Origin of the sequence: Microbacterium insulae, assembly GCF_042677065.1 — a bacterium.
In the GTDB taxonomy this organism is placed as follows: Bacteria; Actinomycetota; Actinomycetes; order Actinomycetales; family Microbacteriaceae; genus Microbacterium; species Microbacterium insulae.
Window position 1 is genome coordinate 1,038,260 of record NZ_JBHTII010000001.1, and the last position, 26,398, is coordinate 1,064,657.

At 73.0% G+C, this 26,398-nt stretch carries 27 protein-coding genes and 1 riboswitch; of the genes, 12 read left to right on the plus strand and 15 right to left on the minus strand.

Going from position 1 to position 26,398, the window contains the following annotated elements; translation table 11 throughout:
* Positions 1–3: 3 nt before the first annotated feature.
* A complete protein-coding gene (locus ACFQ0P_RS04875) occupies positions 4–1,287 on the plus strand; it encodes an MFS transporter (protein ID WP_204980921.1) in 1,284 nt (427 codons plus the stop codon).
* 59 nt (positions 1,288–1,346) lie between these two features.
* Entirely contained in the window at positions 1,347–1,859 is a 513-nt protein-coding gene (locus ACFQ0P_RS04880) for an SRPBCC domain-containing protein (RefSeq protein ID WP_204980923.1), read from the plus strand.
* Positions 1,860–2,061: 202 nt separating this feature from the next.
* On the opposite strand, the gene ACFQ0P_RS04885 is transcribed toward ACFQ0P_RS04880, so the two are convergent.
* From ACFQ0P_RS04885 to ACFQ0P_RS04895, 3 genes are all read right to left on the minus strand, one after another.
* Positions 2,062–2,865 carry an energy-coupling factor transporter transmembrane component T family protein gene (locus ACFQ0P_RS04885; RefSeq protein WP_204980925.1) on the minus strand — a complete coding sequence of 268 codons (804 nt, stop codon included), beginning with the start codon at positions 2,863–2,865 and terminating at the stop codon, positions 2,062–2,064.
* On the minus strand, positions 2,862–4,325 hold the full coding sequence (locus ACFQ0P_RS04890) for an ABC transporter ATP-binding protein (RefSeq protein WP_378772360.1): 1,464 nt from the start codon (positions 4,323–4,325) through the stop codon (positions 2,862–2,864). Before ACFQ0P_RS04890 ends, ACFQ0P_RS04885 begins: the two co-directional genes overlap by 4 nt.
* 7 nt (positions 4,326–4,332) lie before the next feature.
* Positions 4,333–4,980 (minus strand): ECF transporter S component, encoded by a 648-nt coding sequence (locus ACFQ0P_RS04895; protein ID WP_204980927.1) that lies wholly within the window; start codon positions 4,978–4,980, stop codon positions 4,333–4,335.
* Positions 4,973–5,082, minus strand: a riboswitch (TPP riboswitch). It overlaps the preceding gene by 8 nt.
* 36 nt (positions 5,083–5,118) lie before the next feature.
* Here ACFQ0P_RS04895 and ACFQ0P_RS04900 point away from each other — a divergent pair.
* A complete protein-coding gene (locus ACFQ0P_RS04900) occupies positions 5,119–6,699 on the plus strand; it encodes a D-alanyl-D-alanine carboxypeptidase family protein (protein ID WP_204980929.1) in 1,581 nt (526 codons plus the stop codon).
* 29 nt (positions 6,700–6,728) lie between these two features.
* Here ACFQ0P_RS04900 and ACFQ0P_RS04905 read toward each other — a convergent pair whose 3' ends face one another.
* The 4 genes from ACFQ0P_RS04905 to ACFQ0P_RS04920 are packed head-to-tail and all read right to left on the minus strand — an operon-like array spanning position 6,729 to position 10,126.
* Positions 6,729–7,655 (minus strand): DnaJ domain-containing protein, encoded by a 927-nt coding sequence (locus tag ACFQ0P_RS04905; RefSeq protein WP_204980931.1) that lies wholly within the window; start codon positions 7,653–7,655, stop codon positions 6,729–6,731.
* A gap of 53 nt (positions 7,656–7,708) precedes the next feature.
* Positions 7,709–8,248: a hypothetical protein gene (locus tag ACFQ0P_RS04910; protein ID WP_204980932.1), complete on the minus strand. Its 540-nt coding sequence runs from the start codon at positions 8,246–8,248 to the stop codon at positions 7,709–7,711.
* Positions 8,245–9,063, minus strand: coding sequence for an LssY C-terminal domain-containing protein (locus tag ACFQ0P_RS04915; RefSeq protein ID WP_204980933.1), 819 nt, complete (start codon positions 9,061–9,063; stop codon positions 8,245–8,247). Before ACFQ0P_RS04915 ends, ACFQ0P_RS04910 begins: the two co-directional genes overlap by 4 nt.
* Before the next feature lies 1 nt (position 9,064).
* The gene (locus ACFQ0P_RS04920; RefSeq protein ID WP_204980935.1) at positions 9,065–10,126 is read right to left on the minus strand and encodes an enoyl-CoA hydratase/isomerase family protein; all 1,062 of its coding nucleotides are present in this window, start codon (positions 10,124–10,126) and stop codon (positions 9,065–9,067) included.
* Between the two features lie 139 nt (positions 10,127–10,265).
* On the opposite strand from ACFQ0P_RS04920, the gene ACFQ0P_RS04925 reads away from it, so the two are divergent.
* The 3 genes from ACFQ0P_RS04925 to ACFQ0P_RS04935 are packed head-to-tail and all read left to right on the plus strand — an operon-like array spanning position 10,266 to position 13,638.
* A complete protein-coding gene (locus ACFQ0P_RS04925) occupies positions 10,266–11,819 on the plus strand; it encodes an ATP-binding cassette domain-containing protein (protein ID WP_204980942.1) in 1,554 nt (517 codons plus the stop codon).
* The gene (locus ACFQ0P_RS04930) at positions 11,816–12,634 is read left to right on the plus strand and encodes an ABC transporter permease (protein WP_204980945.1); all 819 of its coding nucleotides are present in this window, start codon (positions 11,816–11,818) and stop codon (positions 12,632–12,634) included. The genes ACFQ0P_RS04925 and ACFQ0P_RS04930 overlap by 4 nt, the downstream gene beginning before the upstream one ends.
* Positions 12,631–13,638: a hypothetical protein gene (locus ACFQ0P_RS04935; protein WP_204980947.1), complete on the plus strand. Its 1,008-nt coding sequence runs from the start codon at positions 12,631–12,633 to the stop codon at positions 13,636–13,638. Before ACFQ0P_RS04930 ends, ACFQ0P_RS04935 begins: the two co-directional genes overlap by 4 nt.
* Before the next feature lie 4 nt (positions 13,639–13,642).
* On the opposite strand, the gene ACFQ0P_RS04940 is transcribed toward ACFQ0P_RS04935, so the two are convergent.
* Positions 13,643–14,107 (minus strand): hypothetical protein, encoded by a 465-nt coding sequence (locus tag ACFQ0P_RS04940; protein ID WP_204980950.1) that lies wholly within the window; start codon positions 14,105–14,107, stop codon positions 13,643–13,645.
* Between the two features lie 104 nt (positions 14,108–14,211).
* Between ACFQ0P_RS04940 and cofG the strand changes: the two genes are divergently transcribed.
* The 4 genes from cofG to cofC all read left to right on the plus strand — a co-directional run bounded on the left by cofG (position 14,212) and on the right by cofC (position 19,875).
* On the plus strand, positions 14,212–16,626 hold the full coding sequence (gene cofG, locus ACFQ0P_RS04945) for a 7,8-didemethyl-8-hydroxy-5-deazariboflavin synthase CofG (protein ID WP_204980956.1): 2,415 nt from the start codon (positions 14,212–14,214) through the stop codon (positions 16,624–16,626).
* The gene (locus tag ACFQ0P_RS04950; protein ID WP_204980958.1) at positions 16,623–18,140 is read left to right on the plus strand and encodes a flavin-containing monooxygenase; all 1,518 of its coding nucleotides are present in this window, start codon (positions 16,623–16,625) and stop codon (positions 18,138–18,140) included. The genes cofG and ACFQ0P_RS04950 overlap by 4 nt, the downstream gene beginning before the upstream one ends.
* On the plus strand, positions 18,137–19,150 hold the full coding sequence (gene fgd / locus ACFQ0P_RS04955) for a glucose-6-phosphate dehydrogenase (coenzyme-F420) (RefSeq protein WP_204980960.1): 1,014 nt from the start codon (positions 18,137–18,139) through the stop codon (positions 19,148–19,150). Before ACFQ0P_RS04950 ends, fgd begins: the two co-directional genes overlap by 4 nt.
* 128 nt (positions 19,151–19,278) lie before the next feature.
* Positions 19,279–19,875 carry a 2-phospho-L-lactate guanylyltransferase gene (gene cofC, locus ACFQ0P_RS04960; protein WP_378771517.1) on the plus strand — a complete coding sequence of 199 codons (597 nt, stop codon included), beginning with the start codon at positions 19,279–19,281 and terminating at the stop codon, positions 19,873–19,875.
* A 23-nt stretch (positions 19,876–19,898) separates the two neighbouring features.
* On the opposite strand, the gene ACFQ0P_RS04965 is transcribed toward cofC, so the two are convergent.
* From ACFQ0P_RS04965 to ACFQ0P_RS04995, 7 genes are all read right to left on the minus strand, one after another.
* The gene (locus ACFQ0P_RS04965; protein WP_204980964.1) at positions 19,899–20,642 is read right to left on the minus strand and encodes a sulfite exporter TauE/SafE family protein; all 744 of its coding nucleotides are present in this window, start codon (positions 20,640–20,642) and stop codon (positions 19,899–19,901) included.
* Entirely contained in the window at positions 20,643–21,626 is a 984-nt protein-coding gene (gene cofD, locus ACFQ0P_RS04970) for a 2-phospho-L-lactate transferase (protein ID WP_204980966.1), read from the minus strand.
* Between the two features lie 3 nt (positions 21,627–21,629).
* On the minus strand, positions 21,630–22,463 hold the full coding sequence (locus tag ACFQ0P_RS04975) for a uroporphyrinogen-III synthase (protein ID WP_204980968.1): 834 nt from the start codon (positions 22,461–22,463) through the stop codon (positions 21,630–21,632).
* 160 nt (positions 22,464–22,623) lie between these two features.
* Complete coding sequence (locus ACFQ0P_RS04980; protein ID WP_204980970.1) at positions 22,624–22,908, minus strand: hypothetical protein; 285 nt, start codon at positions 22,906–22,908, stop codon at positions 22,624–22,626.
* Entirely contained in the window at positions 22,898–23,299 is a 402-nt protein-coding gene (locus ACFQ0P_RS04985) for a phage holin family protein (RefSeq protein WP_204980972.1), read from the minus strand. Before ACFQ0P_RS04985 ends, ACFQ0P_RS04980 begins: the two co-directional genes overlap by 11 nt.
* A 1-nt stretch (position 23,300) precedes the next feature.
* Positions 23,301–23,702, minus strand: coding sequence for a hypothetical protein (locus ACFQ0P_RS04990; protein WP_204980974.1), 402 nt, complete (start codon positions 23,700–23,702; stop codon positions 23,301–23,303).
* A 100-nt stretch (positions 23,703–23,802) separates the two neighbouring features.
* Positions 23,803–25,254 carry a protoporphyrinogen/coproporphyrinogen oxidase gene (locus ACFQ0P_RS04995; RefSeq protein WP_204980975.1) on the minus strand — a complete coding sequence of 484 codons (1,452 nt, stop codon included), beginning with the start codon at positions 25,252–25,254 and terminating at the stop codon, positions 23,803–23,805.
* 75 nt (positions 25,255–25,329) lie between these two features.
* Here ACFQ0P_RS04995 and ACFQ0P_RS05000 point away from each other — a divergent pair, with 75 nt between their 5' ends.
* Positions 25,330–25,911 carry an HhH-GPD-type base excision DNA repair protein gene (locus tag ACFQ0P_RS05000; RefSeq protein ID WP_204980976.1) on the plus strand — a complete coding sequence of 194 codons (582 nt, stop codon included), beginning with the start codon at positions 25,330–25,332 and terminating at the stop codon, positions 25,909–25,911.
* A complete protein-coding gene (locus tag ACFQ0P_RS05005; RefSeq protein WP_204980977.1) occupies positions 25,911–26,333 on the plus strand; it encodes a DUF1801 domain-containing protein in 423 nt (140 codons plus the stop codon). The genes ACFQ0P_RS05000 and ACFQ0P_RS05005 overlap by 1 nt, the downstream gene beginning before the upstream one ends.
* Positions 26,334–26,398: the final 65 nt, after the last annotated feature.

Consider the following 26,398-nt stretch of genomic DNA (forward strand, 5'->3'; position numbering starts at 1 on the left):
CGGATGACGGACCGCAGGGGCCCCGTCGCGGGACGGCGCGAGATCCTCGCGCTTCCGGCCTTCGCGTACTTCTGGAGCGCGTCGACGATCCGGGCGTTCGCCACCGCGATGGCCGGCGTCGCCCTGCAGATCCTCATCGTGACGGTCATCGAGGCCACGCCGCTCCAGATCTCCGTCCTGAGCGCGCTCAGCGTCGTCCCGTACCTCTTCCTCGGGCTCGTCATCGGGGCGCTCATGGACCGCTGGCGGCGGCAGCGGACACTCGTGATCACGACCGTCGGACGCGCCCTGACGCTGGGGGCGATCCCGATCCTCCTCGTGCTGGACGCGCTGAACTTCTGGTCGCTCGCCGCGGTCGTGCTGATCCTCGGCGTGCTCACCCTGTTCGGGGACTCCGCGTCCCAGCCCCTCCTCCCCCGGATCGTGCCGCGCACCTCGCTCGTCGACGCCAACGCCCGCCTCGGGCAGAGCCAGACGGTGGCCGAGACGGCCGGGCCCGCCGTGGGCGGGCTGCTGTTCACCCTGATCGGCGCGCCCCTCCTGTTCCTGCTGGAGGCGATCATCAACGCCGTCGCCGCCGTGCTCCAGTCGCGGATCCGGGTGGTCGAGCCGAAGCCGGCGGCCCGGCCCGCGGGCCGGCACGTGGGCCACGACATCGCGGAGGGCCTGCGCTTCACCTACCGGCACCGCACGCTTCGGCCCCTGGCTCTCTCGGTGCACGTGTGGTTCCTCGCCAACAGCATCGTCGTGACCGTCTTCGCGGTGTACGTCCTGCGCGAACTCGCCCTCCCGTCGTGGGCGTTCGGCGTGGCACTCGCTTTCGGAGGGGCGGGCGGGTTCACCGGAGCGATGATCGCCCCGCGCCTGGGCGCGCGGTGGGGCGCCGGGCGCGCGATCCTCTTCGGCCGCGCGCTCGTCGTGCTGCCGTGGCTGGGCCTCGCGCTGGCTCCGCTGACCGCCGACAGCGGAGTCGCCGTCGTCCTCACCGTCGTCGCGGCGGCGCAGTTCGTGTACGGCTTCGCGATGGGCGTCGAGGACGCCAACGACATCTCCTACCGCCAGGCGATCGCGCCCGATGCCATCCAGGGCCGCATGAACTCGACGATCCGGACGGTCAATCGGGTCGTCTTCTTCTTCGGCGCCCTCCTCGCGGGGGTGCTCATGACCGTCCTCGGGTTCCAACCGGCGATCGCGGTCGGTGCGGGCGTCTTCGCGGCGGCGGCACTGGTCGTGCTCGTGTCGCCGCTGCGCGCCGCCCGCCACGAGGACGCCGCCGACTCCGCGTGATGCGGCATGGCGCCGCCCGGCAGGGGGTGGAAGCATGGACGGGATCGAGAGGACGCCCCATGACCGACCGCACCGACATCACCGGGACCGTGACGGACATCGACGGCCATCCGAACCTCGTGCTCACGCGCACGTTCGCGGCACCGGCCGCCGAGATGTGGCGCGAGCTGACCGAGTCCGCACGACTCGAGCGCTGGATCGGACGCTGGGAAGGCGACCCGAGCACGGGCCGTGTGGCGTTCTTCATGACGTCCGAGGGTGAGGATGTCGCTCCCGAGGAGTACACGATCCTCGAGTGCGACCCGCCTCGACGGTTCTCGGGCGACACGTCGCTCGCGACCGGGTCGTGGCACCTGTGGTTCGAGCTGGTGGAGAAGGGCGCGACGACGCTGCTGGTGTTCGGCCAGCGCCTCGGCCCGGAAGACGAGATCGGCTCGATCGGCCCCGGGTGGGAGTACTACCTCGACCGCCTCGTCGCGGTGCAGAAGGGGCGGGATGCCGCATCCGTCGCCTGGAGCGACTACTACCCCGCGATGCAGCCGGCGTACCAGAGGCTCGTCGCCGGCGGCTGAGCCGGCGGGGGCGGGGCGGAGCGGCGGGCCGGGGTCCCCGCATCCCGCGCTCGGCTCGGCCCCGGGCATCCCGCGCTGCAGTTCCCGACAACCGCTGCAGTTCGCGACGCAGCGCCCGTCGCAAACTGCAGCGCTAACCCGGTGACCGACCCGGAACCGGCCGGCCCGAGCCCGCGCGCCCGAAGGCGTGCGGCATCCTCCGTCAGGACCACACGAAGCGGAACGTTCCGGCCGCGACGGCGGCGCCGATCGCCGTCGCCATGATCACCGCCCCGCCGAGAAGGGCCACCGCATCGCGCGGGTGCAGGCGCGACGGCCGCGCCCACGTGCGGGGGATGCCGGAGCCGAAGCCGCGCGCCTCCATCGCCATCGCGAGCTTGGTCCCACGGCGCACCGCGAACACGAGCAGCACGAAGGCCATCGAGAAGAACCGGCGGACGGCGCCGGTGTCTCCGACGCCGCGCGCGCGGCGCGCAAGCCCCATGCTGCGCCAGTCGTCCAGGAAGAGTCCGAGGGTGCGCGTGCCCGCGAGCACACCCAGCACGAAGCGCGAGGGCAGCCGCGCGACCTGGGCGAGCGCGTCGGCGAGCTCCGTGGGGTCGGTGCGGCCGAACAGCAGGATCGTGGGCAGGGCGAGCGCGAGCACTCGCAGGCACACGGCGATCGCGAGCGCGATGGAGTCGTCCGACACGGTCGCGTACCAGAACGACCAGTAGACGGTTCCGCCGGGCTCGGCGTAGAGAAGCATGCTGATGCCCGCGACCGGCGCGAACACCAGGACGGGCAGCATCCGCATGATCACCGTCGAGAGCGCCAGCCCGGTCAGCGGGATGCACACCAGCTGCAGACCGATCGCGACGAGGGAGCTCGTGACGTCGATCGACGCGAGGAGCGGCACGGAGAGCAGCAGCGCGAGGACGATCTTGGTCACCGGATTGACGCCGTCGAGCCACGCCGACCGCGGCGTCTCGACATCCGCGTGCCCGCGCGCAGCGAGGGCGGTCACGACCCGACCCCCACGGGCGCGTCGAGTTCGATCCGGTGCCCGCCGAGATGGCGCCGAACGTCCTCGTCATGGGTCACGGCGACGACCGTGGTCCCCCCGGCGATCTCGGACTGCAGCAGCCGCACGAGTTCGATCCAGCCGCGCCGGTCCTGCCCGAACGTCGGCTCGTCGAGCACGATGACCGGAGGCGCGTCGGCGAGCACCGTCGCCACCGACAGGCGGCGCTTCTGTCCGCCCGACAGCGTGAAGGGGTTCGCGGCGGCGAGCGGAGCGAGGTGGAGCCGCTCGAGCAGCTCGTCGACGATCCGGGCCGTCGCCGCCGGGTCGACGCGGCGCGATCGGGGTCCGATCGCGAGCTCGTCCCTCACCGTCGAGGCCAGGAACTGGTGCTCGGGCTCCTGGAAGACCGTTCCGATGCGGGTGAGCAGCTCCCGGGACGTCCAGCGCGACGGGCGGCGCCCCGAGCGGCCCGCGAGCTCCGGTGCGGCGAGCACCTCGCCGGCGGCCTCGGGCAGGAGCCCCGCGAGGGTGAGGGCGAGCGTGGACTTGCCGGCGCCGTTCGGGCCCGTGACGACGGTCGCCGCGCCGCGCGGGACGACGAGGTCGAGGCCGGCGCGCACGACGGTGCGCCCGTCGCGCGAGAGGGCGAGACCGGATGCCGCGACCGCCGCCGCGGCGTCGGGCGGAGCGGGCGCGAGCTCCGGCACCTCGACGGGGCGGCCCGGCACCCACACCCCGGCGGCGGCGAGCTCCACGCCGTGCCGGTCGAACACCTCGGCGGGCGTTCCGTCGGCGAGCAGGCCGCCGCCCGCGCCGACGACGATGACGCGGTCCATGAGGTCCGCCCACACCGCGGTGCGGTGCTCGATGACGACGAGCGTCGCGCCGGCGGCGCGCACCGCGCGCTCCACGGCATCGCGCACGTCGCGCACACCGTCGGGGTCGAGGTTCGCGGTCGGCTCGTCCAGGAGCACGACGCCGGGTCGCATCGCGAGCACGCCGGCGAGCGCGAGACGCTGCTTCTGCCCGCCCGACAGCGCCTTCGTCGGGCGGTCGAGGGGCACATCGAGGCCGACGGCGTCCAGCGCCTCGGCGACGCGCGCGGGGATCTCCTCGGCGCGAACGCCGAGGTTCTCGCAGCCGAATGCGACGTCGTCCCCCACCTTGGACAGCACGAGACCCGCGTCGGGGTCCTGCAGCACGAGCCCGACCCGGCCGCGGTGCGCCTCGGGTCGCTCGCCGTCGATGCGGAGCGCACCGGTCTCGTCTCCCTCGTCGGCTCCGCCGAGGAGCCCGGCCATCCCCGCGAGCAGGGTGGACTTGCCCGCACCGGACGCCCCGAGGAGCAGCACGCGCTCGCCCGGCTCGATCGTGAAGGACACGTCGTGCACGGCCGGCGCTCGCCGCCCGGCATAGCGCCAGCCCCAGCCCTCCGCCGTGATGCGGCCGGGACGGGTCACCGACACGTCAGACCTCGCGGCGTGCTTCGCGCCCGACCGCGAAGCGGTTCAGCGCACCGGTGGCGGCGAGACCGCGCACCGCCAGCCACCCGACGAGGCCCGCGAGGAGCGCACCCGACACCAGGAGCGAGACGAGATAGATGGTGTTGAACTCGAGTGTCTTGAGGATGTTCGGCGAGCTGCCGTAGAACAGCTCGAACACCCATGCGCCCAGTGCCGCGCCGGCGCCGGCGAGCATCGCGACGGGGAGCGTGAAGCGGCGGTAGAGGAAGATCGCGAAGATCAGCTCGGCGCCGAGGCCCTGCACGATGCCGGACAGCAGTGTCGAGACCCCCCACACGTTGCCGATGAGCATCGACACGATCGCGGCGATCACCTCGACGAGGAGGGCCGCGCCGGGCTTGCGGATCACGAGGCCGCCGATCACTCCGCCGATGAGCCAGATGCCGACGGCGAGGCCGCCGAGGCCGGGGGTGAGGGCGTCCATCGAGACGAACCAGGCGTACCCGACGGTGTTCCAGGCCCAGAAGACGAGGCCGAGCGCGACGCCGAGCACGGCGGCGACGACGATGTCGACGACCCGCCAGCGATAGGCGTGCGGGGTCTTCGAGACGGGCGTCCCGGTGGACGTGTGGGCGGACGCGGATGCGTGCATGTGAACTCCTCCCTGCGCCGGCATGATCCGGATCAGGTTCGACGGTCGAAGCGTGGGTCGCTTCCTCTCAGCCCGGCTCACCGGACTCCCGTGGTCTTGCAGCAGAGTATACGCCGCGGACCGGGGTATCTTGAGCGGGTGACCGTGGACGACGCCCCCGCCCCGACGCGCCGTGCGCGCCGCGCGGCGACCGGTGAGTTCCCGGTCGCCGGGTACGGCGGCGGGACGAACGACAGCGCGATGACGCTCGGTGCGGTGGATGCTGCGGCCGGGGCATCCTCGGGATTCGTCGCGGCTCCTGCGACCCGTGCGGCCGCCGACACGACCACCATGACCCTCGAGCCCGCGCCGACAGTCGCGGCCGATGTCCAGGCGGCCGGCCGCCGCCTGGCACTGACGTGGGTCGACGAGAACTCCGTCGCGCAGAGCTCCGCACCACTCGACCTGAACGCCGCGTCGTCCTCGTACATCCCGGTCGATACGGACCTCCTCGCCCGGCGGCCCCGCCGACCCCTGCTCCGCTCGGGCGTGGTGATCCCGACCCTCGCGATCGCGGGCGTGCTCGGCGCGTACGCCGCGACGACGCTCGCGTGGCCGCTCCACGCGGTCGCGCCCACGGTGACCGCGGTCGGCATCCAGCCGGCGGCTGCTCCGGCGACCGCCCCCGCGTGGCCCGCGGCCGGCAGCGCGGCGATCGCCGTCCAGGGGATCCCCGGCACCGCGGCATCTGCCGACGCACCCGACGCGATCGCGAGCATCACGAAACTCGTCACCGCCCTCGTGGTGCTCGACCAGATGCCGCTCGCGGTCGGCGAGCAGGGGCCGGTGTTCCAGTTCGGGTACGCGGACTCGGCCGCCTATTGGGACTACCTCGCGCGCGGCGAGTCGGCGATCGACGTGCCGGTGGGCGGCAGCCTCACGCAGTACCAGATGCTCCAGGCGATGCTCGTCGGCTCGGCCAACAACTACGCCGACCGGCTCGCCGGCAACCTGTTCCCGTCCGACGGGGTGTTCGCCGACGCCGCCATGTCGTGGCTGAGCGCCCACGGCGTCCCCGGTGTCACGATCGTCGAGCCGACGGGCATGGATCCGGGCAACTCCGCCACGCCGGCGGCCCTCATCGCGCTCGCTCAGCGCGCGATGGCGAACCCGGTCATCGCCGGGATCGTCGCGCAGAAGTCGGTCGACCTTCCCGGAGTGGGCGTCATCGAGAACACGAACGCCCTTCTCGCGGACCCGGGAGTGGTGGGGATCAAGACCGGCACCCTCGCCTCCTCCAACCTGCTGTCGGCGAAGGAGATCACGGTCGGCGACACGACCGTGCGCCTCTACGCCTCGGTGCTCGGCCAGCCCGACGACGAGACGCGGCTCGCCGCGACACGGGCGCTCTACGCCCAGCTCGAGCAGGAGCTGCAGCTGAAGCCCTCGGTGACCGCGGGGACGCTCGCCGGCTCGGTCGAGACCGCGTGGGGCGAGGACGTCGCTGTGGTGACCGCGGACGACGCCTCGGTCGTGCTGTGGAACGGCGGCGTCGGTGAGCCGTCGGTGGCGTACGCGCTCGGCGAGCACCGCGACGAGGGCGACGTCGTGGGTGCTCTCACGGTCGCCGGTCCGCTCGACACCGTGACCGTCGACCTCCTCCTGGCCGACGACATCGAGGGCCCCGACGCGTGGTGGCGGCTGACGCACCCGCTCGAGCTCTTCGGACTCACGGACTGATCGATCGGGCTGCCCGTGCCCCGGGTGTCTCAGGCGAAGCGCACCGCGTGCTGCAGGCGGGTGCGCACGTCGAAGACCTCGTTGCCGCCCATCGCCCGCGCCCCGGTGATGCCGCGGCGCAGCACGGTGGCGAGGGCGCTGCGGCCGACGACGGCCACCGGCGTGCCGCGCACCTTGCCGATCTCGTCGATGACCTGCATCACGTCGTCGTCCGGCAGGACGACGATCGCTCCGCTGAAGCGCACTCCGGCCGCGCGCGCGAGTCCGCGCATGCGGGCGACGAGCGTCGCGATCGGGGCGCCGGTCACGCCGTCGCCGAGCAGCTCGCCGCGGCGCACGCGCACGGGCCCGCCGAAGTCCTCCGACAGGACGCCGTACAGGCCGCTCGGCCCCAGCACGATGTGGTCGACCTTGGCGTCGGGGTCGGCGTCTCGCCCCGAGGCGTCCACGTCGTGCCACACCGTGTAGCCCATGCCGAGGTCCGCGACGATGCGGGCCGTCTCCTCCTCGGCGAGCGCGTCGGCGAGAAGCCGCCGCAGATGCTGCGGGGCGGAGCGCACGAGGGCGGGGTCGTACGGGTCCTCGAGGGTGACGCCCCTCCCCGCCCATTCGCGGATGAGGTCGAGGTAGCGCTCGCGCCGCCACCCGCCGGGGTGGCCGTACGAGCGAGCGCGCGGCCGGGTGTCGGTGCGCGCCGCCGGCGCGCGCCACCCCGACCACTCCGGCGCGGCCCGCTCGCCGAATCCGTGACCCCGGTCATAGGCCGCACGGGCGTCGGGCGTGCCGACGAGTTCCCACGCGCGCTGCACCTGGATGAAGACCGCCGCGTCGCCGCCGGTGTCGGGGTGGGTCTGCCGCAGGCGCAGGCGGTACGCGCGGCGAAGCGCCTCGTCGTCGGCGTCGGGCGCGACGCCGAGCACGTCGTACGCCGAAGCGGACAGCGGACTGTCGAACACTCACCCTCCCCGGCGTCGATACGGGCGGATCTCAGGCTAGTGCCCCGTTTCCGTCAGGAGGCTGGATGCTCCAGCCGCCGTGCGTACGCGGCGGCGCTGCGGCTCGACAGGGCCAGGAGCAGGAGGATGTCGACGGCGACCGAGACGAACGCGCCGCCGAGCGTGATCTCCTGGCCCTGCGCCCACCACGCGACGAAGTAGCCGCTGATCGAGAACACGGCGAACAGCATGACGATCACCCGCGCCCAGTTGCGTCCGAGGAAGACGAAGAGCGCGAGGATCAGGTCGGCGATCACGCCGACGGCCGCCGCGACCACGACCGCCGCGAGGCCGGCCGCGCGTCCCTCCGGGGTCGGCTCGAACCCTTCGAAGTCCGCGTCGGCGCTGGCCACGAGATCGTTCCATGTCAGTCCCACGCCGAGGAGCACGAGCACCCCCGCCACCGCGCTGAGCAGCACCAGCCCCGTCCCGGCGACGATCGACGCCGGGCGCTTCATGTCGGGGTCGTAGCCGGTGGGCCGCAGCAGGCGCACCGCCGGCTCGAACGCCGGGCGCTTGCGGGGCGTCCGGGCTGCGCCCGTCTCGCCGTTCATGCGTCCCCTCCCGCCAGTGCCCGCACGTCGACCACCGGGAGGTCGCCGTCGGTGGTGATCGTGTCACCGCCGCCGTTGCGCGCGTGGTAGCCGGTGGCGAAGTCCACGATGACGTCGACGGAGACGCGGGGGTCGGCATCCCGGATCGTCGCCACGATGTGGTCGCGCTCGATGTCGGTCTCGGCGTCGATGCGATGCGTCACCTGGAGGGTGAAGAGCGACAGCCCGACGCTCGTGTCGAACGTGCCCGCCGCGAGCCAGTCGACGCGGCGGCCACCCGGCAGGAGCCATCCGTCGGGGCACCGCCAGAACCTCACGTGGTGCCGCTGGGCGGGGTTGCCGTCGACCTCCTGCTGGTAGGCGAAGTCCTGCTGGCGGCCGAACAGGAAGAGCGGGCTCACGGGTGCTTCGTGGTAGCTGCGGCGTCTGAGTGTCGAGGCGACGATGCGCCACGACGAGGCGAAGGTCACCGGGTCGGCCTTCGTCCAGCCCGCGGCGCGCAGCGCCCGCTCGATCTGATCGCCGTCTCCGAGGAAGGCGAGGTTCACGGGGTCACCGAGCAGCCCGTCGCTCGTGCGCGTACGGCCGATGAAGTAGTCCGGCACGTAGATCGTGGTGAGGATGCGGTGCAGCCGCGGCAGCACGAGGTAGGCCAGCAGCACCCAGAACAGCACCGCGAACGGGACGCCCCACCACCCGACGCGGAACGTCTCGTTGAGACTGAGGTACGCCAGCCACACGGCGGCGACACCGGCGAAGACGAAGAAGAACCAGTCGATCGCGATGCCGATCGAGTAGCTCCTCCTGCGGGTCACGTCAGTCCCAGAGCGGCGTTTCGGGACGGAAGGCGAGTGCGGCTTCGGCGAGGTCGGGCGGGAGGTCTGCCAGGGTCGCGGGCTGCCACTTCGGCGACCGGTCCTTGTCGATCAGCTGCGCGCGGATGCCTTCCGCGAGGTCGGCCTGGGTCGTGGCGAACCACATCACGAGGCCGTACTCCTGCTCGAGCGCGTCGCGGAGGCTCGCGAGCTCACGCGACCGCCGCACCGACGCCAGTGTGACGGCGAGTCCCGTGGGCGAGAGCTCCTCGAGCAGGTCGGCGGTCGCGGATGCCTTCGCCTCGGGTCGTGCGCGGAGGCGGTCGAGGATCTCGGGCACGGTGTCGGCGGCGAACGCGTCGTCGATCCAGCTGCGCGCGCGCTCGAGCTTGGACGACGCCGGCGTCTCGTCGAACAGCAGCACGAGCTCGGTCGGGCTGGCCGGGTCGGCGCGGGTCTCGAGCGCCTCGCGCAGCCCGTCGAGGTTCTCCGCGGGGACGAAGTGATCCGCGAACCCGGCATACAGGGCGTCGCTGGCGTCCATCGCGGCGCCCGTCAGGCCCAGGTACTCGCCGAGGCGTCCGGGCGCGCGCGCCAGCAGCCACGTTCCGCCCACGTCGGGCGTGAAGCCGATGCGCGTCTCGGGCATCGCGAGCTGCGAGCGCTCGGTCACGATGCGCACGGCCGCGTGACCGGCGACGCCGATGCCGCCGCCCATCGTGATGCCGTCGGCGAAGGCGACGAACGTCTTGGGGTACTCGGCGATGCGGGCGTTGAGGGCGTACTCGTGGCGGAAGAACGCGGCCGCATCCTGCGCGTGGCCGCTCGCGACCTGCTCGGCGAGGCCCCGCACATCACCGCCGGCGCACAGGCCGCGCTCGCCCGCTCCGTCGAGAAGGACGATGTCGACCTCGGTGTCGTGCTCCCATGCGTCGAGGGCGGCGTGGAGCCGGTCGATCATCGCGAGGTCGAGGGCGTTGATGGCGCGCGGACGGTTGAGCGTGAGCCGGCCGAGGCCGCCGCGGGCACGGGCGAGGACGGTGGGCTCGGAGTCGTCTGTCACGGTCGCAACGTTACTCGCGACCACGCCGGCGGAATGCGGAAAGCGAGGGCGCGTGACCCGCCGGGGCGGTTCTCCCCACGTCGGGCCGTACTTTCCGCAAAGATATGGGAAACAGCTCCCTACGACGAGAGGCTCTGGAATGCCCCAAGGTCAGGTGCTGGAGTTCTCGGGTGCGACCAAGCGCTTCGGCGCGGTCACCGCCGTATCGGACTTCACGGCACGCGTCGAGCCCGGGGTGGTCACCGGATTCCTCGGTCCCAACGGCGCCGGCAAGACGACGTCGCTGCGCATGCTGCTCGGCCTCGTGCGGCCCACGGCGGGCACGGCGACGATCGACGGGGTGCGCTACGCGCAGTTGAAGAACCCCCTGCAGACCGTCGGCGCCGTGCTCGAGTCATCCAGCTTCCACCCCGGCCGCACCGGCGCGGGTCACCTCACCGTGTACGCGCAGGCGGCGGGGCTGCCGCGATCACGCGTCGACGAGGTCCTCGGACTCGTGGGGCTGGCGGATGCCGCGGGCCGCAAGGTCGGCGGCTACTCGCTGGGCATGCGGCAGCGGCTCGGTCTGGCCTACGCGCTGCTCGGCGATCCCGGCGTGCTCGTGCTCGACGAGCCCACGAACGGACTCGACCCCGAGGGCATCAAGTGGATCCGCGGCTTCCTGCGGCAGCTCGCCCGCGAGGGACGCACGGTGTTCGTGTCGTCCCACCTGCTCGCCGAGGTGCAGCAGACGGTCGACGCCCTCCTGATCATCGCGTCGGGGCGGCTGGTGTTCCAGGGCGGCCTCGACGAGCTCGCCGATCCGTCCGAGCAGGCGACGGTGGTGGACTCGGCCGATCGCGCGGCACTCGCCGCGGCGCTCACCGAGGCCGGCATCCCGTTCGAGGTGCTCCGCTCGGGCCTGACGGTGCGCGGCATCGAGCCGGTGTCGGTCGGGCTGGCGGCCGCGGCGGCGGGGGTTCCGCTGTCGTCGCTGGGCAAGCGCGGGCCGGCGCTCGAGGAGATCTTCCTCGACCTCGTCAACGGCACGCGCGTGCACGCGAGCGCGGCCGGCGCGGGCGACGTGATCCCGGCGATCGAGTCGGCGGCGGTCGCGGTCGTGCCGGGTGCCGGTGCCGTGGCCGAGTCGGAGGCGGGGGCCGACGCTGAGGCTGAGGTCGACCCCATGGAGACCGAGGCCGAGCCTGCAGCCGACGCTGAGGTCGTTCCGGCGGACCCCGAGCCCGGGGTCGGCGCCGAAGCCGAACCCGAGGTCGTCGAGCAGGAACCTGCCGCTGAGCCGGAACCCGCCATCGAGCGCGAAGCGGAGTCGGACGCCGAGGTGGCGCTCCAGCCCGAGGCCGAACCAGACGCCGCGGAGCCCGAGGTCGCCCAGCCCGAGGCCGTCGAGCCTGAGCCCGCCGCCGCCGATTCCGCCGAGCCGAGCACGCAGACCGCGGCGTTCGCCGTGGCGACCACCGGCATCATCGACATCATCCCGGCCGAAGAGACGGACGCCCCCGAAGGAGCGGACGACGAGGAGGCCCCGCCTCCGCCCGATCCCGATGACGCCGACCGCCCGTGGGAGGACGACTTCAAGACCGACGCCGACGTCGAGGCAGACCGGTTCTTCGCCGCCTTCGACGACGGGGACGCCGCCGCGGAGTCCTCGGAGGCCGAACCGGGCGACCACGACGGAGGTGAGCAGCGATGAGCCTGACCGCAGCGACCCGCTCCGAGACGACCAAGCAGTTCTCCACCGCGATGTGGTGGGTCCTCGCCCTCGTGCTCGCCGCCTACGTCGGGTTCACCGCCGCCGTGCTCGGCTTCGTGTTCGCGGCGGCCGCGACCGGCTCGCTCGGCGGCGACGGTCCCCCGCTGCCCGCGGACGACCTCGCGGCGACGCTCTACAGCACCGCCACCTCCGTGGGCTACGTCTTCCCGCTCCTCATCGGCACCCTGATGGTGACGTCGGAGTTCCGGCACAAGACCCTGACCCCGACCTTCCTCGCGACCCCCCGCCGCGGCCTCGTGCTGTGGGCGAAGCTGCTCGTCGGGGTGCTGCTGGGCGTGGTCTACGGGGTCGTGGGGATCGTGGCATCCGTCGGCGCCTCCGCAGGATTCCTCGCCGGCTACGACCTCGACACGGAGCTCACCTCGCCCGATATCTGGGCGCAGCTCGGACGGATGCTGCTGGCCTCGGTGCTGTGGGTGCTCATCGGCATCGGCGTGGGCGCCCTCGTGCGCAGCCAGGTCGGCGCGATCGTCGGCGTGCTCGTGTTCACGCAGTTCCTCGAGCCGGTCGGGCGCGCGGCGGCCTCGTTCGTCGAGGGACTGTCCGACGTCACGCAGTACCTCCCCGGCGCGGCGAGCGACGCCCTCGTGGGCGCGAGCGTCTTCGCGGTGGGAATGCCTGCCGATGGGTCGCAGGCGCTCGAGTGGTGGGCCGGCGGGGCGGTGCTGCTCGGCTACGCCCTGGTGCTCGTACTGCTCGGACACCTCTTCAGCTGGCGCCGGGACGTCAGTTGAACCCGGAGTCGGTCCCGCCCGCGCCGGAACGGCTGGAGTCGCCGGAACGGCTGGAGTCTCCCGAAGAGCACGACACCGCTCCGAACGCGGGCACGGCGCCCATGGATGCCGCGCCGCCTCGGCGACGCCGCGGGCGCGGCATCCTGATCGCCCTCGGCGTCGTGCTCGGCGTCGCGGTCCTCGCTGCCCTGGCGTGGCTGGTCGTCACCGTCGTGCAGCTGCAGGACGTGATCCGGCAGCAGACGGAGCGGATCGAACAGCAGGAGGAGGAGATCTCCGACCTCAACGATCTGCTCGACGATCGGGACGTGTACGCGGCGGCGATGGACGAGTACCGCCACACGGTGCTCTCGGTCGAAGGACTGCCGATGGGCGCGATCGTTCCCGCGGACGACGCGCAGCAGCTGCGCGATCAGGCCTGGAAGAACCGCAGGACCCCGGGAGCGCTCGCGCGCACGGCCGCGAGTGTCGACGAACTGACGGCGGCGATCGTCGACCTGCGCGCGAAGGCCGACGCCGAGCGGGCGGCCAACGCCTCGGGAACGCTGATGGAGGGCGTGCTCGACGAGGTCGGCCGCGGCTTCGTCCGGGTGTCCTTCGACATCGCGGACAGTGGATGCGGCGCGGATGCCCTCGGCTGCGTCTCGTCCGACGACCCCTACGTCGTGCACTTCGACCGCACCGGACTCTTCCACCCGGCCATGGACGACTGGTCCCGTCGGTTCATCGCCCTGCACGAGTTCGCGCACGTCCTGCAGTTCACGAACGCCGGCGCCACCGCCACCGCCGAGAAGTCCTTCGGCGGCGACTGGGAGTTCATGGCGGACTGCTACGCGCTGCGCGAGCTGGACGCGTGGAGTCTGGAGCGCCGCGTGTGGGTCAGCTCGTACGAGTACTGGGACAGCGAGCTCGGGTACGGCCAGGTGTGCGACGCCGCCCAGCGCGACGTCATCGGCACGTGGCTCGGCGAGCTGGGCGTGCGCCCGGACCTGCCCGAGACCTGACCCCTCAGACCGCGGGCGCGGGAGACGACGCCTTGCGGGCGCGCGGCTTGCGCGCGGGTATCGCCGGGATCGCGCCCGTCTCGGCCGCGATCTCGACGACGTCGACCTGCTCGGCCGCTCCTTCCACCCGCAGAGCCTGCACGAGCGCGAGGCCGTGGCGCGTGGTCATCACGAGCCGCTGGAACTCGTCGTGGCCCTCGAGGTCGATGACCACGCCCGGGCGATGACGGCGCACGACCGCGAAGTCGTCGCCGCCCGCGGACTTCCACGTGCCGATCGCGACGACGCCCCGAAGGTGGGTGCCGGGGCTCGGCACGCCGCGCAGCCACGTCCACGGGTCGTCGATGAGCTGCACTTTCGCGATCGCGGACCGCTCGGCCACCACATTCCCCTTGCGGAATGCCATGAGCCGCTCCGACCCCGACAGCACGACTTCGAGCCGCGTGGAGTCGAGGAGCAGCGTCACCATGCGACTAGTCTGCCAGCGGCCACCGCCCGACGCGGGGACATTTGCTCACAGGAGAGCAACGATCGCGCGGCCCGGCGTGCCGTCGTCGGTGCGAGACTGGACCGGTGACCTTCGTCGCCCCCACCGTCACCTCCCCGCCTCGGACGGCCGCCGCCCTCGACCGCGCCGCGGCCGGAGAGCGGCTCGACACCGCCGACGCGGCCGCGCTCCTCGCTGCCGTGGGGGACGACTTCGAGCGTCTGCTGGCCCTCGCCGGCGCGACGCGCGACGCCGGGCTCGAGGCATCCGGTCGGCCCGGCGTCATCACGTACTCCCGCAAGGTCTTCGTCCCCCTGACCACGCTGTGCCGGGATCGGTGCCATTACTGCGTCTTCGTCGACACCCCGGGCCAGCTGCTGAAGAAGCGCAAGCCCGCCTTCATGTCGGCCGAGCAGGTGCTCGCCGTCGTGAGGCAGGGGCAGGCGCTCGGCAGCAAGGAGGTGCTCCTCACCCTGGGCGACCGGCCCGAGGACCGCTGGCCCGAGGCGCGGGCCTGGCTCGACGAGCACGGGTTCGCCTCGACGCTCGACTACGTGGGCCACATCGCCCGCCTCGTCACCGCCGAGACCGGCCTGCTCGCGCACCTCAACCCCGGCGTCATGTCGGCCGACGAGCTGAGGATGCTCCGGCCCACCGCCCCCTCCATGGGCATGATGCTCGAGACGACGTCCCGCGCGCTGTACGAGCAGCCCGGGCAGGTGCACTACGGCTCTCCTGACAAGGACCCGGCCGTGCGGCTCGCGGTCATCGACGATGCCGGACGCGCGCGCGTGCCGTTCACCACCGGAATCCTCGTCGGCATCGGCGAGACCGTGCGGGACCGGGCGGAGTCCCTCCTCGCGATCCGCGACGCGCACGAGCGCCACGCCGTCGCCGGGCAGGGCCACGTGCAGGAGGTCATCGTGCAGAACTTCCGCGCGAAGCCCCGCACCGCCATGCGAGGAGCCCCCGACGCCGAGCTCCTCGAGTACGTGGCGGCCGTCGCGGTCGCGCGCCTGATAATGGGCCCGCGGATGCGGATCCAGGTGCCGCCGAACCTGTCCGACCCGGCCGAGTTCGACCTGCTGGTGCGTGCCGGCGCCGACGACTGGGGCGGGGTCTCACCGCTCACCGCCGACCACGTCAACCCCGAGCGGCCGTGGCCGCACCTGGACGACCTGGCCGCGCGCACCGCCGAACTCGGCTTCGAGCTGCGCGAGCGCCTCACCGCGCACCCCGAGTTCGTCCTGGATCCGGAGACCTGGCTCGACCCGGCGATGCGCGAGCCCGTCGCGGCGCTCGCCGACCCCGACACCGGGCTCGCGGCGGCGGCCGGCGTGAAACGGGGAGGAGAAACCGGGCCGGAGGGCCCCGCGACGGCGGCAAACCGGCCGTTTGTGCTCCCGGTTTCACGCCGCGGACCGGCGAGCACCGTCCGGCGGCTGGCCGAGGCCGCGGCATCCGACCCGCTCGCCCTCGACGACGCCGAGTGGACCGCCCTGCTCGGGGCGACGGGCTCCGACCTCGAGGCGCTGACGGCGACGGCCGACGACGTGCGCCGCTACACCGTGGGCGAGACGGTCAGCCTGGTCGTGAACCGCAACCTCACGTCCTCGGGCCTGCGGGCCGCGCCGACGACCGACCCCGCGACCTTCACGCTCGACGACGTCGCCGCGATCGCCGCGGACGCGGCCGAGCTCGGCGCGACCGAGGTGTGCGTGCAGGGGCTGCTCCCCGCCGAGGCCGACCCCCACGGCTATGTCGACCTCGCCCGCGCGATCAAGGCCGCCGTCCCCGGCATCCACCTCCACGCATACCGCCCTCAGGACGTGCGCGACCTCGCCGACCGCGGCGGACTCGGACTCGACGGCGCCCTCGCGGCCCTCCGCGAAGCCGGCGTCGACACCGTCCCCGGCACCGGGGTGAAGATCCTCAGCGAACGGGTGCGTGCGCTCGTCGCTCCCGACGACCTCCCGATCGACCTGTGGATCGAGGGGATCACGGCCGCCCACCGGGCCGGCTTCCGCTCGACGAGCGTGCTGTTCTACGGCCACGTCGAGACGCCCGCCGAGCGCGTCGCCCACCTGCGCTCGCTGCGGGCCATCCAGGACGAGACCGGCGGGTTCACCGAGTTCGTGCCGATCCCGCTGCCGGGGCCGGCGGGCGGCGTCCCCCTCGTCCCGGGCCGCTCGCCGCTGGACGAGCACCGCGCGATGGTCGCGGTGTCGCGGCTCGCGCTGTCGGGCAGCATCCCGCACGTGCAGATCCCGTGGACGCGCGTCGGTCGCGAGGCATCCGCGGTTCTCCTCCGCAGCGGCGGCGACGACCTGGGCGGCACGCTTCTCGACGGCCGCGTGAAGCCTGAGGCGGGGGTCGAGCACGGTCTCGAGCTTCCGGTGACGGATGCCGCGGCCCTGGTCGCGCGGCTGTTCCGGCCGTTCCGCCTGCGCACGACGGACTACCGCACGCTGCGGACCACCCCCGCGGGAGGCGCGTCGTGACGCGGGTCGAGGTCGCCATCGTCGGGGCCGGGTTCGCCGGGATCGGCGCCGCGATGGCCCTGCGCCGATCCGGCCGCGAAGACTTCGTGATCCTCGAACGCGCGGGCCGCGCCGGGGGGACGTGGCGCGACAACACCTACCCGGGCGTCGCGTGCGACGTGCCCTCGCACCTGTACGGCTTCGCGGCGCACCCGAACCCGTCGTGGTCGGGGACGTTCGCGAAGGGCGCCGAGATCCACGCGTATCTCGAGCGCGTGGTCGAGGCCGAGGACCTCGGCGACCGCCTGCGGCTGGGTACGCCGATGCTCTCGGCGCGGTGGGATGGCGCGCAGCGCGTGTGGGCGATCCGCACCGCGCCGGTGGACGAGAGCACGGGCGACGGGGGCCTGATCGTCGCCGATGCGCTGGTGCTCGCGTGCGGACGGCTGACGGAGCCCGCCATTCCCCGGATCGGCGGGCTCGAGGACTTTCCCGGCCCGATCTTCCACTCCGCCCGCTGGGACCACTCCGCCGACCTCGCCGGGCGCCGCGTCGCCGTGGTCGGAACAGGGGCGAGCGCCGTGCAGATCGTGCCCGAACTGGCGCGCAGCGCCGCGCACGTCTCGCTGTTCCAGCGCACGCCGGCGTGGATCGTGCCGCGCGGCGGCGAGACCTACTCCGACGACGACCGCGCGCGGTTCCTCACCGAACCCGCGGCGCTCGAAGCGCTCCGGGCCGACCTCTACGCCGAGGGCGAGGCGCGCTTCGCGTCGCGCGCAGGCGACTCGGCCGCCGCCGCCGAGGCGGAAGCCGTCGCCCGTGCGCACCTCGAGCGCCACGTGGCCGACCCTGCCCTCCGCGCCGCCCTGACACCCGACTACGCCTTCGGCTGCAAGCGGGTGCTGCTGTCCGACGACTTCTATCCGGCCGTCGCTTCGGATGCCGTCACGCTCGTGCCGACCGCGCTCGCCTCCGTCGAGGGCTCGACGCTCGTCGGAGCCGACGGCACTCGCCACGAGGTGGATGCGATCGTGCTCGCCACCGGCTTCGCCTCGACGCGACAGCCGTACGCCGAGCTCGTGCGGGGCGAGGAGGGCCGCACGCTCGCGGAGCACTGGGCGGGCGGCATGACCGCGTTCGCGTCCACGGTCGTCACCGGCTTCCCGAACCTGTTCGTCCTCAACGGGCCCAACGCCTCTCTCGGCCACTCGTCCTCGGTGCTGATGATCGAGGAGCAGGCCGGCTACGTCGCGCGCGTGCTCGCCGGACGCGCAGGCCGCGTGCTGCGGGTCGACCCGGAGGCCGAGCGAACCTACACCGACGAGATCGCGCGGGCCGCGGCATCCACCCGCTGGATCACCGGCGGATGCCGCAACTGGTACGTCGACGAGCGCTCGGGGCGGCTGACGCTGCTGTGGCCGGGCACCGTCGACGCGTTCCGCGACCGTCTGGCCCGCGCCGACGGCTCCGAGTTCCTGCCGACCCCCGACCGCGAACCCGCTTTCGAACCCGCTCTCGAAGGGAGCTCCCCGTGACGATCCCCCTGCGCTTCGGATACAAGGCCTCGGCCGAGCAGTTCGGTCCGACCGAGCTGCTGGACTACGCGGTGCTGGCCGAGGAGGTCGGCTTCGACTCCGTCTTCATCTCGGACCACCTCCAGCCCTGGCTGCACGACGGCGGGCACGCCCCGGCATCCGTCCCCTGGCTCGGCGCTCTGGGTTCCCGCACCGATCGGGTGCTCATCGGCACCTCGGTGCTCACGCCGACCTTCCGCTACAACCCGACCGTGGTCGCACAGGACTTCGCGACGCTCGGCGTCATGTACCCGGGACGCGTGATCCTGGGCGTGGGCACGGGCGAGGCGCTCAACGAGGCCAACCTCGGCATCGCGTGGCCCGACCCGCCGGAGCGCTTCCAGCGCCTGAAGGAGGCCATCGGCCTGATCCGGCGGTTGTGGTCCGAGGACCGGGTGAACTTCGAGGGGACGTACTACACGGCCCGCAACATCACCATCTACGACAAGCTCCCCGAGCCGGTGCCGATCTACATCGGGGCCGCCGGCCCCGCCGCCACGCGCCTGGCCGGCCGCATCGCGGACGGCTTCATCACGACGAGCGGCAAGAAGCGCGAGCTCTACACCGAGACGCTGCTTCCCGCGCTGCACGAAGGGCTCGAGAAGGCCGGGCGCGCCCCTGACGCGATCGACACGCTCATGGAGATCAAGGTCTCGCTCGACACGTCGATCGAGGCGGCGAAGGAGAAGACGCGCTTCTGGGCGCCCCTCGCCCTCACCCCCGACGAGAAGATGGGCATCGACGACCCCATCGAGATGCAGCGCCTCGGCGAGGAGTTGCCGATCGAGCGCGCCGCGTCGAGGTTCATCGTCTCGGACGACCCCGACGAGCACGTCGAGCGCATCTCCTGGTACGTCGATCTGGGGTTCCGGCATCTGGTGTTCCACGACCCGGGGCACGACCAGGAGGCGTTCCTGCGCCGCTACGGCGAGGAGATCCTGCCGCGGCTGCGCGCGAAGTTCGGCGTGTGAGCCCGCTGTTCGGGTGGCGGCGTCGCACGAACTCCTCAGAATCGTCGGGTGCTCGGGCTGCCGGCGCCCGAAGCCCGGCTCGCGTCGAAGAATCTGAGGAGTCGTCGCCGGCGCGCTGGATCGTGGTGGTGCCGGTGAAGCCCTCGGCGCGCGCGAAATCCCGCCTGGAGGTCGACGGCGTGGCCCGCGCCGACCTCGCCCGGGCGATCGCGCTCGACACGCTCGCGGCGGCGACCGCATGCGATCTGGTGGCGCAGGTCGTCGTCGTGACGGCCGACGGCGTGCTCGCGCGCGAGGCCGCGACGATCCCGGCGCTCCGGTTCGTGCCGGAGGGTGAGGCGCGCGGGCTCGACGCCGCGATCGCGACAGGCATCGCCGCGATCGATCCGGCGGGACGGATGCCGCGCGCCGCGCTGCTCGGAGACCTCCCGTCGCTGCGACCCGACGACCTCGCCGAGGCGCTGCGGCAGGCGAACTCCGTCCCTCGCGGTGTCGTCGCGGACGCCGAGGGTACCGGCTCGACGCTCGTGACGGCCGCCACGGGCGTGGAGTGGACGTCCGCGTTCGGCGACGGCTCGCTCGCGCGGCACGTGTCGCTCGGGTGCGCCGCGCTGTCGATTCCGGATGCCTCGACCCTGCGCCGCGACGTCGACACCGCCGTTCAGCTCGACGCCGCGCGCGCCCTCGGCCTCGGTCCCCGCACGGTCGCGGTGCTGTCGGCGTAGCGCACCCGGCCGCTGCCGCCGCGTCAGGCCACGAGGAGGTAGAGGGCGCCGACGATCGTGAGGACGATCACGAGCCGCTCGAACACCCGCTGGTCGATGCGATCGGCGATCCACCGCCCGCCGAGAGCGCCGACGACGACCGCGGGGACGAGGACCAGGTCCACGAGAAGCCCGGTCGGGGTGAGGATGCCGACGCCGATCGAGAACGGCACCTTGAAGACGTTGATGATCGCGAAGAACCACGCCGCCGTGCCGAGGAACTCCTTCACCGGGAACCGGCGCGCGAGGAAGTACATCGACATCACGGGACCGGCCGCGTTGGCGACCATCGTGGTGAAGCCGGCGAGCGAGCCGTAGGTCGCGGCGGCCGCGATGTGCGGCCGCTGCCGATCGACGGACGAGGTCATGCGCCGCCGGAACAGGGTGATCGCCACGATCCCGAGCAGGATCACCCCGATCGTGCGCTTCACCCACGTGTCGTCGGCGAACGCCAGGAAGACGACGCCCACCGCCACCCCGGCGACGACCGCCGGGAGCAGGCGCCACAGCTCGCGCCAGTTCGCGTGCCGTCGGTACATCGTGACCGCGAAGACGTCGGCGACGATCAGCAGCAGGAGCAGCACCCCGGTCGACTGCCGGGCGGGCAGCACGACGGCGAAGATCGCGACGGCGATCGTCCCGGCCCCGGGAATCGCGGTCTTCGACAGCCCGACGATGACGGCCGCGACAGCGAGCAGGGTCCAGCCGTACCAGGCGAGCTCGGGCACTCAGACCTCGGCGGCGGCGAGCGCCGTCTCGGCGATCGCGGCGGAGGCGGCGACATCCGTCATCCACAACGGGGCGACCACGGGCCGGATGCCGCGACTGCCGACATCGGCGGCGAGCCCGGAGTCCTCCTCGGCGAGCAGCCACGCGTCGAGCACCCCGCCGTCGGCGCGGGCGCAGTAGTGCGCGGCGACGGCCGCCGCCGACGTCTCGACGCCGATCGCGGTGAGGCAGACGTCCGCCATCCCGCGCACGACGGCGCCGCCGATGATCGGCGAGACCCCCACGACGGGTGCCGCCGCGGCGGTCACGGCATCCCGGATTCCGGCCACGGCGAGGATCGGCCCGATCGAGACGACGGGATTCGAGGGCGCGATCAGCACGACGTCGGCCGACGTGATCCCCTCGGCGACGCCGGGCGCGGGCTGGGCGGCCTCGACTCCGGGGTTCTCGAACCGACGGGGTGCGAGCGCCGCGCGGTGCCGCGTCCACCACTCCTGGAAATGGAGGCGCGAGTCGTCTTCGAGCACGACGACGGTATCGACCTCGGCGTCGGTCATCGGCAGCAGCCGGGCTCCGAGCGGCCAGCGGCGGGACATGCGCTCGATGACACCGGTCGGCGTGAGTCCTTCACGCAGCCATCCGGTGCGCGCGAGGTGGGTTCCGAGGTCGAGGTCGCCGAGCGTGAACCACGGCCAGCCCGTGCCCCAGTCCTGCAGTTCGCGGTTCACCCGCTCCGAGTCGCCGGCCCGCCCCCAGCCCCTCTCGGCGTCGTTGACCCCCGCGAGCGCGTAGGTGATCGAGTCGACGTCCGGCTGCAGGCGCACGCCCGACAGCCACAGGTCGTCCCCGGTGTTGACGACGACCGTGAGCGCGTCGGCGGTGTCGGAGACACCGCGACGGCGCAGCGCCTCGCGCACTCCGAGGACGAACTTCGACCCCCCGACTCCGCCGGCGAGCACGACGATGCGCGGTGCGGTCTGCACGGATCAGTCCCGGCGCGGCAGCGGGAGCGCGCCGGTCTGCGGAGCGAACTCGTCGGCCGCGTGGGGCAGCGAGAACCGTGCGACGGCGTCGATGAGCGCGTCGACCGTCTGGGTCTCGGCGACGACATCGACGGACAGCCCGGCGCGACGGGCATCCTTCGCGGTACGGGGGCCGATCGCCGCGATCAGGGTCGTGGGCGGGATGTCGGCGAACTGCTCGTGGACCTGCTCGGCGACCGAGCCGCTCGTGACGAGGATCGCGTTGATCCGCCCCGAGCGGACGTCCTCCGCGATCCGCTCGGTCACCGGGACGCCGACGGTGCGGTAGGCCACGACACTGCGGACGCGGTGCCCCGCCTCGGAGAGCATGTTCGTGAGCACGGGCTTGGCGATCTCGCTGCGGAGCGTCAGGATGTCGCGCGGCTCGGGTTCGAGCCCGATGAGCTGCTCCGCCATGCCTGCCGCGGAGTTGTCGTCCTCGGGCACCAGATCGACCCGGTAGCCGACGGCGAGGAGCGCGGCCGCGGTCGTCTCTCCGACGGCGGCGACGCGCGTCGAGGCGGGCACGACGGCCCGATAGGCGTAGAGCACGTCGACCGTTGTCGCGCTCGTGACGGTCAGCCAATCGAACTCGCCGGCGGCGAGGTCGGCGAGGGACTGCTCGAGCGTCGCCTGGTCGTTCGTGGGGGCGAAGTTGATCAGCGGCGCGATCACGGGGGTGGCTCCCTGACGCCGCAGACTCGCCGCGACACCGTCTCCCCAGGGGCCGCCGCGCGGCACGAGGACGCGCCAGCCCGCGAGGGGCTTGGCGGGCACGTGCGGGGGGGCTGTGTTCATGGGTCGACTCTCGTGGTGCTCGGTCGGCCGCCCCAGACGTCGAGCAGCCGAAGCGCGAATCGAATCGGGATCGCGCGTCGGCAGCATCCGCACCATTGCACTGCCTCACCCCGAGCATACCCCCACACCCGACCGGACGGTCGGGTGTGGGGTGCGGGGCTCAGCGGCTGTAGGACCGTGCGAACGCCCAGACGGCTGCTCCGGCCGCTGCCGCGGCGGCCACGGCGGCGAGTGTCGCGAGTGCGGGATTGCGTCGCGAGAACTTCTTCGCGCCGTCGACCGCTTGGTCGATACGGACAGACACGCGGCGCGGCACGTTCGCCTTGACCTCGATCGCGGCGAGAGCCGCCTTGAGCTCGGCGCGGGCCTTCTCCACGGGGTCCTCGATGCCCAGCGGCACGGCGGTGCGGGGCACGGGCACGGGCACGAGCGCGTCAGAGCTCATCGCGCACCTCCTTCACGTCCTGCGAGATGGACTGTACGGGGTTCTGACGCTGGCCGATCCTGCGGAATCGGAGCACGCCGAGCAGCGCGAGGATCGCGGTGACGACGATCATCCCGGCGAAGACGACGATCGCCGACAGCCACACGGGCCACCAGGACGAGAGACCCGCGATGATGAACGTGCCGAGCACGGGAACGGACCAGAAGAGCACGAAGAGGGCGGCGAACACCCACATCGCACCCCACCCGCCGTCCTTCGCGGTGCGGGCGAGCCACTTCTTGGCCGCGTCGATCTCGGCGACGACCAGGTTGCGGATGAGCTCCGGCACCTCGCCGAGCAGCGTCAGAAGGCTGTCATCGGCGCGGTCGCGGAAGCCGCGCGGCGAAGTCACCTCACGCCCCTCCGCGTCCGGCGGCTGGAAGGTCGTCGTCCGCCTTGTCGACCGCGTCGTCCACGGCGTCCTTGGCCGCCTTCGCCGTGGTCTTCGCGGCGCGGCCGACCTCGTCGGCCTGATCCTTGCTCACGCTGAGCGCGGCATCCAGCCTCTCGCCCGGTGTACCGCGCGTGGTCGCGGCCTTGGTGACCTTCACCGCGGAGTCCCACAGCGTGCTCGGCAGCGCCATGGCGCTGGACTTGGCGAAGTCCTTCACCTTGCCGACCTGATCCTGCACGGGGTCGAGGTTCCAGACCTTGAGCCACTGGGTCTTGATCTGTTCGTAGCGCTCGCGACCCGCCCTCGTTCCGAGCACGTAGCCCGCGGCCAGTCCGATGACGAGTCCTGCTTTGCCCCTCATGGGGTCTCCTCACGCTCGGTAGTGCGCTGATGACCCTCCCCAGGGTAGCCCCGTATTCCGATTCCGGCATCCGGCCTTGACAAGCGGGGTCTCGACGCACTCACCCGGCGCTCGCGGAGCCCCAGAGCGCGGCTCGGCGCACGCGCTCCGCCTCGGCGCGGGCATGGCCGACCACCGCGGCGAGTCCGCTCCCGGCGAGCCAGGCGCCGACGGCAGCGAGGCCCGGGACGGCGGTGACCGCGCTGCGCACGCCGGCCGCCCGCTCATCGTGCCCGAGTGCCGACGCGGGCAGCGGAAGGGGGAACTCCGCACGGTGCCACCCCCGGACGGCGTCGGCGTCGATCCTCACACCCAGGACGGCGGATGCCTCCTCCCGCGCGGCGGCGACGGCCTCGGTGTCGCTCGTGGCGGAGGCTGCGGCGGAACCCGGCGGCCGGTCGAAGGCGACCCGCACCACGTGGCGACCCGGCCCCGCGGCGCGGGCCAGCCACTCCCAGCGCGCGGTCCCGTGCACGAGCCCGGACGCCGGGCCGGAGCCGGGGACCCGGTAGATCTGCGACCCGCGCGGGGCGGCGTCGAGCTCGGGCGCGTCGACGACCAGCGTCACGATCTCCCGCGTGGACGCGGCATCCGTCATGAGCCCCACCGTCTCACCGGCGTGCGGCGCGAGCAGGCGGGCGGCGGCGTGCGGGCTCGCCGCGACGATGAGCACGTCGCCCCTGGCCCGTTCCTCGGCCCCGTCGAGGGCTCGCCATCCGTCGTCATCGCGCACGACGACGTCGACGGAGGCACCGGTCTCGACCACGGCGCCGAGGTCGGCGAGGCGGGTCACGAGCGCGTCGATCAGCTGCCGCATCCCTCCGTCGAGCGACTCGACGGCGGGACCCCTGCGGCCGACGAGCAGGTCGGCGACGGCACCGCCCAGCGATCCCGTGCGGGTCAGGGCGGTGCTCAGTCCGGGCGCGGCGGCCGAGACGTCGACGGCGTCGGGCGAGATGCCGTAACGACCGGCGGTGAGCGGCGCGACCATGCGCTCGAGCACCGCGTCGCCCATGCGGGTGCGCACGAGCCGCGCGAGGTTGAGCTCCTTGCCGATCGTGAGCGGTGGCCGCAGCCGGTCGAGGTAGGCCCGCCAGGCGCCGCTCCACCCGATGAAACGGCGGGCGGACTCGTCCCACGGGTTGGCCGGGATGCCGAGCACGGCGTCCGCGGGAACGGGGGCCGCGGCATCCCTCGGCAGTCCCGCGATCCAGGTGCCCTCATCGGCCGGAGTGATCACCCGGCCTGTCAGCCCGAGCTCCTCGACGAGCTCGCGCACGGCGTCGCTCCGGCTCCAGCAGTCCGCGCCGATGTCGAGCGCCAGCCCGGCGACCTCGGCCGTGGCGACGGTGCCGCCGACGTCATCGGACGCCTCGAGCACCGTGACCGGCATGCCGACGCGCGCGCACTCCCACGCCGCGACCAGTCCGGCGATCCCGGCGCCCACCACGACGACGCGGGTCTCGTGGGCGTGCGTGAGCAGGTCGTCGAACGGTTCGGGGGCATCCGGCATGGTCCCCATCCTCCCATCCCCGCCCGCGCGCTTCCGGGGTCGCGTCCGCCGAGCGGGCAGTGGGAGACTGGCGACATGACGCTCCACATCACGGGGGACGAGACCGCCGACCGTCTGCTGACCGACGACCCCCTCGCACTGCTCATCGGGATGCTGCTGGACCAGCAGGTCGCGATGGAGACCGCGTTCGCCGGACCGCTGAAGATCGCGGAGCGGGCCGGCACGCTCGACGCCGCCGTCATCGCCGGATTCGACCCCGACGCCTTCGCCGAGCTGTTCAAGGCCACCCCGGCCGTCCACCGTTTCCCCGGATCCATGGCCGCCCGCGTGCAGGCGCTGTGCGCGGCGGTCGAGCAGGACTGGGGCGGCGACGCGTCCGCGATCTGGACGCAGGACGACCCCGACGGCCCCGCCGTCCTCGCGCGGCTGCGCGCACTCCCCGGCTTCGGCGAGCAGAAGGCGAAGATCTTCCTCGCACTCCTGGGCAAGCAGTACGGCTTCGACGGAGCCGGCTGGCGCGAGGCATCCGCCCCCTACGGCGAGGACGGGAGCTTCCGCAGCGTCGCCGACATCGTCTCGCCCGACTCCCTCGCGAAGGTGCGCGAGCACAAGCGCGCGATGAAGGCCGCGGCGAAGTCCGGCGGCGGAGGCGTCTGATGAAGAAGACGGGCGGCAGCGTGGCGGCGTTCATCGCCGGCGTCACCCCCGCCAAGAGGCGACGGGATGCCGAGACCATGGTCGCGCTGCTGCGCGAGGTCACCGGCCGCGAGCCCGAGCTGTGGGGCACGATCATCGGCTTCGGCTCGTGCCACTACCGCTACCCCACCGGCACCGAGGGCGACGTGCCGGTCGCCGCGTTCGCGCCGCGCACGCAGGCGACGACCGTCTACCTGCTGGATGCCGGCGCCTACCCCGACCGGATGTCCCGCCTCGGCGACCACACCACCGGCGCCGGATGCCTCTACCTCAAGGACCTCGACCGGGTCGACACCGCCGTGCTGCGCGAGATCGTCGCCGAGGACTATCGCCGGGTGCTGTCCGGCGAGACCGGCGACGCGGTGTACACCGTCACCGGCTGAGCGCGGCACCCGCCCGCCCTTCGCGCCCCCGGCACGTCTGCGCTGCAGTTCCCGATGCGCGCCGC